The sequence below is a fragment of the Streptomyces sp. PT12 genome (genome assembly GCF_003311645.1).
Lineage (GTDB): Bacteria > Actinomycetota > Actinomycetes > Streptomycetales > Streptomycetaceae > Streptomyces.
This window is the reverse complement of record NZ_QEST01000151.1, coordinates 16,581-27,692: the sequence shown is the minus strand read 5'-3', so window position 1 is coordinate 27,692 and position 11,112 is coordinate 16,581. Positions and strand designations below refer to the sequence as shown.

Sequence of the window (11,112 nt, the reverse complement as noted above, 5' to 3'; positions counted from 1 at the left end):
CGCTCATCAGGCGTCTCCTTGATCATCAGATCCGCCGTCTATTGGACACTCCCGCACCTCCCGGTTCGGGCTGCCCCCAGCTTCACCGCCCTGCTGCGACAGGACGGCGGCGAAGTAGGGGTCGGACCGGGGCGCGGTATTGGCCTTGTGACCAGCCCGTTTCCCCGGCCCGCCCTCCGCACCGGACATGCGGCTCTCACCGCATCCGGCGCTCCACGGACTCCCTTGGGGCCGCGCGGTTCACACCGTCGCGGTCTTCGCCCACGGTGTCGGGATGCTGTATCCACGCCAGCGATAGCGGGTCACCTTCACCCGCTGCGGGACGAACAGCGTGATCCCGTCCTCCGCGGGCCGCCAACCGGGCTCGCCGGTCAAGTAGCGGCGCCGCAGAGTCCTCCAGTCGATCCCGGGATGCTGCTTCCTCAGCCACAGCGTCACTCGACGCCAGCAGAAGTCGTCGAGATAGTGGAACGTGGCTGTGGACGTCCCGAACCGGAAGTAGTAACACCATCCCCGTACCGCCGAGTTGAGCTGGCGGAGCAGGTCGGCGAGAGTGCGTTGACCTCTCTTGTTCGTCATCGCCCGCACCTTGCCCGTGATGGAGGCCAGCGCCTTCTTCGACGGATAGGTGTAGACGTAGTGCTCGCTGGTGCCTTTCTTGCGCCTCCGCTGGATGTGAAAGCCGAGAAAGTCCAGCCCCTCGTCGATATGGCAGACGCGGGTCTTGGTCTCGGACAGGCGGAGCCCCAGAGGGGCGAGCACAGCCGTGACCTCCTCCCACAGCGCGTCCGCGTGAGCTCGGGTGCCACACACCATGATCAGGAAATCGTCCGCGTAGCGGACGATTCGGTATGTGGCGCCTCCGCGTCGGCGGTGTGCTGTCCGCCTGCCGCCGTTGCCGTGAGCGTCCCACTTGGCGCAGAAGTGTTCGTCCAGTGCCGAGAGGGCGATGTTCGCCAACAGTGGCGAGGCGATGCCGCCTTGGGGTGTGCCGGTGTTCGTGTCCCTGGTCTCGCCATCGGCGGACATGATGCCTGCCTTCAGGAAGGCCTTGACCAGGGTGAGAACCCGCTTGTCTCCGACTCGTCGGCGCATCCGCTCAAGGAGAGCGGAGTGTGCGATGTTGTCGAAGCACGCTTCGATGTCCGCGTCCAGCACCCAGTGGTAGCCCTTGGTGCCGAAGTGGTGCACTTCAGCGATCGCGTCATGGGCTCGTCGTTCGGGGCGAAAGCCGTAGCTGACCGGCTTGAAAGACGTCTCGAAGATCGGCTCCAGGACCAGCACGAGAGCGGCTTGCACGAGCCTGTCCATCGCGGTGGGAATCCCCAGCCTCCTGAGCTTTCCCCCGCTGCCCGGCTTGGGGATCATCCGTTCCCGCACCGGCAGAGGAGTGAACGTGCGGGCCTTCAACTGCTCCCGCGTGTTCTTCAGAAAAGCCACGATGTCGGCGTCGTCGGCGATGAAGGCCGGGATGACCCGGTCCACGCCGGCGGTGCGCGCGCCCTTGTTGCCCCTCACCCTCTCCCACGCGACGGTGAGGAAGTCGGGGTGATGGACAAGGTTGTAGAGATCGTCGAACCTGCGGTCGGGATCATCGACCGCCCATTGGTGCAGCTTGGTCTGCATCCGTCGTACCCGCAGCCAGGCCCCAACGGGGTCGGGCCACAGATCACCGGTATTCACCAGCGTCTCCGTCCCTTGCAGTTCCTCAACTACGTGAATCCGCTGGGCTGCTTCGCCATGTGGACGGCTTTCCCGCCCCCGGACTACTACCAGCCCTCCGCCCCACCTCGGGCCGTCGGCGGACGTCGCGCCTTCCCGCCCCATCGCACCTGGAGAGCGCGCTGAGACGAAAGCTTCGAGGTGGTTCCCACGTTCACTGTGATCCGCTCGTCGGGTGAGGCGGCCAGCTTTGCCCCTGCGGCATCGCCACGGTTACGCCGCAGTCCTTCTCCGTGGCCTCCCGACCGACAAGATCAATCCGATCCAGGAGTTCCTGCCCAGACGGGCAGTGCGCACCGCGATCCAGCCCAGATCCACCGGGTTTGAGCTGGCGGAGGTCTTGAGGGGCTTTACACCGCTGGTTCCTCGCGTCCACCTTCCCGTCTCGCTTGCCGGACCCGCACCGTCCGGTAGTTCCGGTGCGTCCCGTCGTTGTCGGGGCTGCTCTCCACCAGACCCGGCCGACTCGCCGGGGCCAGCTACCCCCTGCTTCTGTCGTCCCGCTGCGACGGGACGACGGTGCGGGTCTCACACCCGCACGCGGATCACAGCGCCTCGTGGCGCACGGTCTCTCACCTCCACACGATCAATCAGCGCCTCACGGCGCACCTGCCACAGATGCCACCTGTCTGCGACCTGGACCGCGTCGGGCACAGCGCGGCGGACGGCCTCGGCGTAGGTCGCGGAGCCGTCGCGGCACACGACCTCGACGCCCGGATGCTCGCGCAGCCACGCTTCCAGGGTGTGGGCCGTGCGGTCGGGCAGCACATCGATCCGCTCGCCAGTCCCGGCGTCGATCACCACGGTGGCGTAGCGGTGCCGGCAGCGCAGAGCGAAGTCATCGACACCGATCACGCGGGGCACCCGCCTGGTGGGCAACGGGATACGCAGCAGGGTACCCAGTGCCGTGTGACGCGACAGGCTCATCGCGAGTATCACCAGCAATCGTGCCCCTGCCCGGCCTGCTAACTCCTTGACCGAGGCTTTGACGTGCCTGGTCAGACGGATAGCGCGGCACTGATAGCGCTCCAGCACCCCGGGCACCTGTTCGCGGAAGGTGTGACAGCAGCCGAGCGTGGGACACACCAGACGCCGCACCCGCACACGGACCACCACTCGGCGGTCGTCGACCGGCACGTCGGCCACAGCCTCGATGACCAGCGGCGACAGGCCCGAGAACACTGTCCGTACAAGCTCGTTGACATCCTTCACGCGAATGTCAACGACCCTCACGACTCTCCGTCACCACCGAATGCGAGACAGGGCCGTTGATTAGACACTCCCCGACGGTGACGGGTCGAAGGCGCTGATCGCCCGCAACGGCGGCACCTGCGCACAACCGGGATGCCGCGCCCGCGGCGTCACACCGCGGCGAGGGCGTCGATCTCCACGAGCATGGCCTCGTGGGGCAGTTCGACGAAGACGGTGGTGCGGCAGGGCAGGACGCCACTGGGGCAGTGTTCGGTGACGAACTCGGCGTATGCCTCATTCATGGCGGCGAAGTCGGAACGCCGGGTGAGGTAGACGCGGAACATCAGCACATCCTCGACGTCCGCGCCGCCCGCGGTGAGGACGGCTCTGATGTTCTCCAAGGTGCGGCGGGTCTGGGCGCGGACATCGCCGGGGTGGACGTAGGCGCCGGTGGCGGGGTCCTGGGGCCCCTGGCCGGAGACCTGGAGGAACGGGCCCTTGCGGATTCCCTGGGAGAAGACCCAGGCGGGAGCGGGTGCTCCCCCGGTACGGATCTGTACCTTGTCACCCACGGCGTCACTCACTTCGGCTCCCCTTCCTCAGATGTGGTCAGCAGTATCCATCACGGGGGCCGGTGGCCGAGCGGCGGGAGAACGAGAGGGGCGGGGCGATGGCGGATCTGGTCTTCCGGGGGGCGACGGTCGTCGACGGGACGGGGACCCCCCGGTTCGTCGGCGATGTGACCGTCTCGGGCGGGCGGATCGACGAGATCGGCGCGCGGCGGTTGACCGGGCGGCGGGTGGTGGACGCGTCGGGGCTGGTGCTCAGCCCGGGGTTCGTCGACATGCACGCGCACTCCGACCTGGCGCTGCTGACCGATCCCGAGCATGTGGCAAAAGTGAGCCAGGGAGTGACGTGCGAGGTGCTCGGACAGGACGGGCTGTCATACGCGCCGGTCGACGACGTGACACTGCCGCAGGTACGGCAGGCGACCGCCGGGTGGAACGGGGATCCGCCCGGATTCGACTGGAACTGGCAGAGCATCGGCGAGTATCTGGACCGGCTCGATCGCGGGATCGCTGTCAACGCCTGCTACCTGGTGCCGCAGGGCTCGGTGCGCATGCTGGTGATGGGCTGGGAGAACCGGCCACCGACCACGGCGGAACTCGACAGGCAGCGGGAGCACGTGGCCGCGGGGATGCGGCAGGGAGCGGTGGGCATGTCGAGCGGGCTGACATACGTGCCGGGGATGTACGCCTCGGACGAGGAACTGGTGGAGCTGTGCCGGGTGGTGGCCGGGTTCGGCGGCTTCTACGCACCACACCACCGCTCCTACGGGGCGGGCGCCTTGGAGGCGTACGCGGCGATGATAGACGTGGCGCGGCGTTCGGGATGCGCACTGCACCTGACACACGCCACGCTGAACTTCAGGATCAACCAGGGGCGGGCACCCGAACTGCTGGGACTGCTGGACGCCGCCCTGGCCGACGGGCTCGATCTCACGCTCGACACCTATCCGTATCTGCCGGGATCGACCAGCCTGGCCGCACTGCTGCCGAGCTGGGCAGCAGAAGGAGGCCCCGAGACAACACTGGCGCGGCTGCGGGATCCGGCGGCGCTCGCGCGGATCCGGCAGGTACTGGAGCAGGAAGGATCGGACGGGTGTCACGGCGTCCCGGTGGAATGGGAGACCATCCGCATCTCCGGCACACGGGACCGGGAAGCCGTAGGCAGGACGGTGGCGCAACTCGCGGCGGCGTCGGGACAAGCTCCGTTCGAGGTGTACCGGCGGCTGCTGCTGAACGACAGGCTCTCAACGACGATCACGCAACTCGTGGGCAACGAGGAGAACGTGCGGGCGATCATGCGGCATCCAGCGCACACGGGTGGCAGTGACGGACTGATGGGGGCAGAGCAACCGCATCCACGGGCGTGGGGGACCTTCCCGCGGTATCTCGGGCACTATGTACGGGAACTGGGGGTACTGGGCCTCGAGGAATGTGTAGCACGACTGACGAGCCGCCCGGCACGGCGGCTGGGTCTGGTGGGGCGGGGGCGGATAGCACCCGGGTATCACGCGGATCTCGTGCTGTTCGATCCCCAGACCGTAAGTGACCGGGCGACCTTCGAAGAGCCGCGACGTACACCCGTAGGCATTCCGCGGGTATACGTCGGAGGTGTGGCGGTGATCGCGGAGGGGCGGCACACGGGAGCGCTGGCGGGACGGGCGTTGCGCCGGACGGTGGAGGGGACGCGGTGAGGTGCCGTGAGAAAGATCAGCGCATGCGGCGGTAGCTCCAGCAGAGGAGACCAGCAAGAACCACGCCCGAGGCGATGAGAGCAGAACCAGTACTCCAGTTGGAGAAGGGGAGGTCGGACAGCAGGCCCCACATGACGCCGCCAGCGATAAGAACGAGCGCCACCAGGGCGGAACCAGCCAGCCGCCAGGGCGAAGAAACACTGTCCTCGGCGGCCCGCATGGCACGGGCCTCAACAAGCTCGACATAGCGGGCGAGTCCGGGGAACTCTCGGGCGAGAACAACCAGACCCGCGAAAACCAGAAGCAGCCCTGGACCCGGGAGAACCAGCAAGGCCACGCCGACCAGGAGAAGAACACCCCCGACAGCCAGCACCAGCACACGTCTCAACGGTTTCCCATAGCCCATACCGATCCTCACGCCCACGCCCGTAATGTGCCGCCTTCACCGTAATCGCGCCCGTAACACAAGGCGAAGACACCACGCGCGCCGACCGCGTACAGCAGGCCGCGGCCGCCAAGGAGAGCGGGGTACGTGCCGAAAGTCCTCGCCGCTGGCCATGGGGACGCGGGGGTGCCCGGGGGGGTGGCCCGTCGGCTCGCTCACGCTGACCGCGACCACGCCGACACGAGGGCACGAGGGCACGAGGGCACGAGGGCACGAGGCGACCGGACACCGCGTTCCCCCCCTTCCCAGGGCAAGGATTCAGAGGGGGGTGGGGCTGATCAGAAGCATGGCGACGTCGTCGCCACCCGTCCCGTGTCGCGAGGACACCTGGAGCAGGGTGTCGGCCAGAGTCTCAAGCGGCTGATCGCCGTGGCGTCCGAAGTCGCTTGCCAGATCACCGATGGAAGCTCCAAGGTCGATGCCGGGACGTTCGACGAGTCCGTCGGTGTAGAGGAGGAGGACGGCGCCGGGTGGGAGGGCGACCTCGGTCGTCGGGTAGTCGGCCGCGGGGTCGATGCCGAGCAGGGGGCCCGGGGAGATGTCGATGACGGAGACCTGGCCGTCGGTGCCGCGCAGCAGGGGTGGGGGGTGGCCCGCGGTGGCCAGGCAGGCGCGGTGGTCGGCGAGGTCGACGTGGGCGTAGAGGCAGCTGGTGAACAGCCCGGGGTCGAGGTCGGCGACCAGGCGGTTGCTGCGGGCCAGGACTTCGCCGGGTGCGGTGCCCGCGGTGGCGTGGACGGCGGTGCGGACCTGGCCCATGAGGGCGGCGGCGGTGACGTTGTGGCCTTGGACGTCGCCGATGGTGGCGGCGCAGGTGGTGTCGTCGAGGTCGATGAGGTCGTAGAAGTCGCCGCCGATCTCGACGCCGCGGGTGGCGGGCAGGTAGCGGGCGGCAACGTCGAGGCCGGCGATGTGGGGGAGGGTGCCGGGGAGCAGGCCGGATTGGAGGCGGCGGACGAGTTGGTGCTGGGCGTCGTAGAACAGTGCGCGGTCGAGGGCTTGGGCGACGAGGCCGGACAGGGAGGTGAGGAGGGTGCGGTCTTCGGGTGGGAAGTCGCGGGGTCGGTCGTAGGCGAGGACGAAGCAGCCGACGGGGCGTCCTGAGGCGATGAGTGGCAGGTAGGCCCAGGCGGCTTTGCCGGTGAGGGTGGACATGCCTGAGTAGACGCGGTCCATCTCGTGGGGGTTGGTGTAGAACGTGGCTTCGCCGTTGTTGAGGGCGCGGGTGGCGGGGGTGGGGGCTGTGCGCAGGAGGGCGCCGTCGAGGCGGGCGATGGCCTCTGGGGGGTAGCCGCGGTGGCCGATGATGCGCAGTCTGCCGTTGTCGACGGCCAGGAGGGCGAGCCCTTGGGCGCCGAAGGCGGACATGATGGGGTGGGTGGCGAAGTCGATGACGTCGTTGACTTCGACGGCCTGGGTGAGGACGGCGGCCAGCCGCATGAGGTGGTAGAGGGCGCCGACGCGGGTGGGCACGGATCGGCTGGGGAGGCGGCCGGGGGGTTCTCCCGCGGAGATGGCGGGGGCGCCTGCCGGGGCGTCGGCGGGGACCTCGGCGGGGGTGATGCGTGCGCTGATGCCGCTGGCGTCGGGGTAGAGCTCGAATGTGAGCCAGCGGTCGGGGGGGCGCAGTGCGGTGAACGAGGCGGGGGTGCGGCTGAAGAGGACGCTGCGGTAGCGGTCTTCGAAGACGGGGTCGCTCAGCCAGGGCAGGGCTTCCCATGGCAGGGCGCCGATGAGGCTGTGGGCGGGTTCGTCGAGGAGTTCGGCCGCGGTGCGGGTGACGAAGGTGACCTTGCCTGAGAGGTTCATGGCCAGGCAGCCGCCGGGGAGCCGTTCGGCGAAGTCGGTGGCGGCGTGGGCTGCTTCGGGGGGGTGTCTGCGGTTTCTGTGGCGCAGGGCGAGGCGGGGTTGTTCCTCGGGTCTGATGGGTTGGCCGCGGTCGGTGGCTTCTTGGAGTGCGGCGATGAGGCGTTCGCCCGCGGTGTGGGTGGCGTGGCGTTCGGCGTCGGTGAGTTGGGGTGGGTGGTCGCCGGGGAAGAGGAGGAGGAGTACGCCCCAGGCGTGGTCGCCGTGGATGAGGGGGAGGTCGGCGAGGGCGAAGGCGTAGGGGGCGGCGACGGCGGATTCGGGGTAGTGGCGGGGGAGGTCGCCGACGGCGGTCCAGATGAGGCGTCGTTCGCGCAGGGAGAGGGCGGTGGGGGTGTTGGCGTCGAGCCAGATCCGGGCCCAGGGGGTGGTGAACTCTCGGGGGAGGCCGGTGACCATGGCGAGCCACAGGGTGCGTTCACCCGGGGGGAGGAGGAAGATGCCTCCGCCATAGGCGCCGCTTTCGGTGACCGCCTGGCGGAGCAGGGGGTCGAGCACGGCGAGTCCGGATTGCTGAGCTTTCCGCATGAAAGTGCATTATGTCCGGTCAGTGGCGGGAGTGCAGGGAGGCGAGGTAGGCGTTGTAGTCGGCGAGGTCGCGGTCGCCGGTGCGGTCGGCGGCGCGGTCGATGCGGCGGGCGTTGCGCTGCTCGGAGAAGTACCACTGGACGACGAGGGCGAGGAGCACGACGACGGTGGGGATCTCGCTGAAGGCCCAGGCCATGCCGCCCGCGGCCTCCTGGTCCTCGACGGCGTGGACGCCGAGGGAGGCGGGTGGGGAGGCGAATGTGTCGACCATGGGCTCGGTGGCCATCATCAGCGCGATGCCGAAGAAGGCGTGGAACGGCATGGTGGCGAACAGTTCGAGCATCCGCATCAGGTGGCCCGCGCGGTGGGGGCCGGGGTCGATGCCCATGATGGGCCAGAAGAACACCAGGCCGACCGCGAGGAAGTGCAGCATCATCGCCAGGTGGCCGATGCGGCTGCCCATCAGGAAGTCGAACAGGGGCGTGAAGTAGAGGCCGTAGAGGCTGGCGATGAAGAGCGTGATGGTGAACAGCGGGCTGCTGATCACGCGTGCCCAGCGGCTGTGGAGCACGGCGACCAGCAGCTCCCGCGGGCCGCGCCCGCCGCGTCCCGCGGTGGGCAGGGCCCGCAGGGCCAGCGTGATGGGGGCGCCCAGGAGCAGCAGCAGCGGGGAGACCATGCTGATCACCATGTGCTGCGTCATGTGGGCGCTGAACAGGACCATGCCGTAGTCGTTGAGCCCGGTGCAGGTGACGGCGACGACGGTCAGCAGGCCGAGGGTGAACGCGAGGGTGCGCCCGATCGGCCACGCGTCGCCCCTGCCGCGCAGCCGCAGGACTCCCCAGGCGTAGAGGGCGAGCGCGACGAGGCTGCCGATGAGGAAGACGGGGTCGGGGCTGATCTCCAGGGCCCGTTCGAGGGTGAACGGGGGGAGGTCGGTGCCGACGCCGTGTCCGTCGTGGTCCATGATGCTCGTTCCGTGGGGATCCGGGGGGTAGGGCAGCGGGTCAGGCGGCTGCCTGGGTGGCGGCGGCGATCCGTTCGGCGCGCAGTGCCTCGTACCAGCGGTCGTCGACCGGGGGGAGGGCGTTGACGTCGAGGGTCAGCTTGAGGAGGAGGTCGGCGATCTGGGGGTTCCTCGCGAGGACGGGGCCGTGCATGTAGGTGCCGAAGACGGTGCCTGACCAGGCGCCCTCGGTGCCGTCGCCCGTGCCGTTGCCGTTGCCGAGGCGGACGCGGGCGAACGGGCGGGCGCCGGGGCCGAGCTGGGTGACGCCCTGGTGGTTCTCGAAGCCGGTGAGCTGGGGCAGGCGCAGGGTCTCGTCGATGTCGGCGAGGACGTCGCCGACGCAGCGATCGCCGGTGCCGCGGACGCTGACGACGTCGAGGAGGCCGAGCCCTGGCTCGCGCTGGCCGAGGTCGTTGACGAACTCGTGGCCGAGGATCTGGTATCCGGCGCAGACGGAGAAGATGATCGCGCCGTTGTCGACGGCGCGGTGCAGGCCGCCGTCGCGGCGCAGGCGCTCGGCTGCCAGGCGCTGGGGGCGGTCTTCGCCGCCGCCGACGAGGTAGATGTCGCCCGAGGTGGGGATGGTCTGGTCGGAGCGGACGTCGACGCGTTCGACGGTCAGGCCGCGCTGCCGGGCGCGGCGTTCGACGACGAGAACGTTGCCCTGGTCGCCGTAGGTGCTCAGCAGGTCGGGGTAGACCCAGACGACGCGGAGGCCGGAGGTGCTCATGGGGTGTCGTCCTCGATTCAGTTGCCGACGGCGCGGCGGAGGTCCTGGAAGGCGGTGTAGTTGGCGATGGCCTCGATGCGGCCGGGCGGCAGCGTCTGGAGTGCCTCGGTGAGGCTCTCGCAGACACGGAAGTCGACGCCGGCGACCTCGAGGCGGACGGCGAGGTCGAGGCGGCGGTCGCCGATGACGGCGATGGGGTGGCCGATGAGGCGGCCGTAGTCGACGTCCCAGAGCCAGGAGGTGTCGGTGCCGTCGGCGCCGCGGGCGTTGACGGAGAGGATGACGGGGGTGGGTGGGGGGTCGATCAGGGAGAACGTCTCGAGCCAGCCCGCAGGGTTCTTCGCCAGGAGGAGCCGGATGTCGCGGCCGCGGTGGCTGACGACGTCGTAGCGGCCAGCGACGGCGGCGACCGACTGCATGCGTTCGAGGGCGATGTGCGGGGGGATGCCGAACGCGGCGGCGGTGGCGGTGGCGGTGGCGGCGTTGGCCTTGTTGGCCCGGCCGGGGAGCTGGAGGCGGATGGGCCAGGCGGAGCCGTTCGGGTCGATGACGGTGTCGCCGGAGAGGACCCAGGTGGGTACGGGGCGGCCGAAGCCGCAGTCGCCGCAGGTCCAGGTGGTGTCGTCGGGGCGGTGGAGCACGCCGCCGCAGGACGGGCAGGACCAGGCGTCGTCCTTCCACTCCTGGCCCGCGGCCACCCAGACGACGTCGTGGCTCGATGAGGCGGCCCAGACGACGAGGGGGTCGTCGGCGTTGGCGATGACGGTGGCCTTGCTGCCCTGGAGTCCCTCGCGCCAGCGTTCGGCGAGCATGCGGGTCTCGGCGGCGCGGTCGAGCTGGTCGCGCGAGAGGTTGAGCAGGGCGATGGCTTTGGGGGTGACGTCGCGGGCGACGCCCGCGAGGTACTTCTCGTCGACCTCGATGACGCCGAAGCGGGCGGTCGCGCCTCCGGAGAGGGCGGAGGTGATGCCGGCGGGCATGTTGGCGCCGAGGGCGTTGGAGACGACCTCGCCTCCGGCGCGCAGCGCCTCGGCGATGAGGCGGGTGGTGGTGGTCTTGCCGTTGGTCGCCGAGACCAGGACGACGTCCAGGTGTCCGGCGAGCCGGGAGAGCAGCTCGGGGTCCACCTTGAGGGCCACCTTGCCGCCGATCACCGAACCGCTGCCGCGGCCAGCGGCCCGCGACACGGCGGCCGCCGCCTTGCCGGCCGTCACGGCCAGCCTCGCCCGCGCCGACAGCGGCTGCGCGCTCTCTGCCATCGTCCTTGTTCCTCCTCGCCCTTGGCCTGGCGCCCAGCCTATCGAGGTCCTGGGCGGGTCCCGCACCGCGTGGGGCCTCGCGCACGGCGGGGGCGGAGCTTT

General features: G+C 69.7%; 8 protein-coding genes and 1 pseudogene. 1 reads left to right on the top strand and 8 read right to left on the bottom strand.

The window, feature by feature from the left end:
- Positions 1-240: 240 nt before the first annotated feature.
- The 3 genes and pseudogenes from ltrA to DEH69_RS17560 form a co-directional block, all read right to left on the bottom strand.
- The gene (gene ltrA / locus DEH69_RS17570) at positions 241-1,626 is read right to left on the bottom strand and encodes a group II intron reverse transcriptase/maturase (RefSeq protein WP_113687928.1); all 1,386 of its coding nucleotides are present in this window, start codon (positions 1,624-1,626) and stop codon (positions 241-243) included.
- Positions 1,627-2,283: 657 nt separating this feature from the next.
- Positions 2,284-2,940 (bottom strand): annotated as a pseudogene (locus tag DEH69_RS17565) (ISL3 family transposase); the annotation flags it as partial.
- A 143-nt stretch (positions 2,941-3,083) separates the two neighbouring features.
- A complete protein-coding gene (locus DEH69_RS17560; protein ID WP_113687933.1) occupies positions 3,084-3,485 on the bottom strand; it encodes a RidA family protein in 402 nt (133 codons plus the stop codon).
- A gap of 98 nt (positions 3,486-3,583) precedes the next feature.
- On the opposite strand from DEH69_RS17560, the gene DEH69_RS17555 reads away from it, so the two are divergent.
- On the top strand, positions 3,584-5,173 hold the full coding sequence (locus tag DEH69_RS17555) for an amidohydrolase family protein (RefSeq protein WP_113687932.1): 1,590 nt from the start codon (positions 3,584-3,586) through the stop codon (positions 5,171-5,173).
- Between the two features lie 16 nt (positions 5,174-5,189).
- On the opposite strand, the gene DEH69_RS17550 is transcribed toward DEH69_RS17555, so the two are convergent.
- The 5 genes from DEH69_RS17550 to DEH69_RS17530 form a co-directional block, all read right to left on the bottom strand.
- Positions 5,190-5,597, bottom strand: coding sequence for a PGPGW domain-containing protein (locus DEH69_RS17550; protein WP_258534744.1), 408 nt, complete (start codon positions 5,595-5,597; stop codon positions 5,190-5,192).
- Between the two features lie 279 nt (positions 5,598-5,876).
- On the bottom strand, positions 5,877-8,012 hold the full coding sequence (locus DEH69_RS17545; RefSeq protein ID WP_113687926.1) for a SpoIIE family protein phosphatase: 2,136 nt from the start codon (positions 8,010-8,012) through the stop codon (positions 5,877-5,879).
- Positions 8,013-8,031: 19 nt separating this feature from the next.
- On the bottom strand, positions 8,032-8,979 hold the full coding sequence (locus tag DEH69_RS17540; protein ID WP_113687925.1) for a cytochrome c oxidase assembly protein: 948 nt from the start codon (positions 8,977-8,979) through the stop codon (positions 8,032-8,034).
- 40 nt (positions 8,980-9,019) lie between these two features.
- The gene (locus tag DEH69_RS17535; RefSeq protein WP_113687924.1) at positions 9,020-9,751 is read right to left on the bottom strand and encodes a type 1 glutamine amidotransferase; all 732 of its coding nucleotides are present in this window, start codon (positions 9,749-9,751) and stop codon (positions 9,020-9,022) included.
- A gap of 17 nt (positions 9,752-9,768) precedes the next feature.
- Complete coding sequence (locus DEH69_RS17530; RefSeq protein WP_113687923.1) at positions 9,769-11,010, bottom strand: MurT ligase domain-containing protein; 1,242 nt, start codon at positions 11,008-11,010, stop codon at positions 9,769-9,771.
- Between the last annotated feature and the right edge of the window lie 102 nt (positions 11,011-11,112).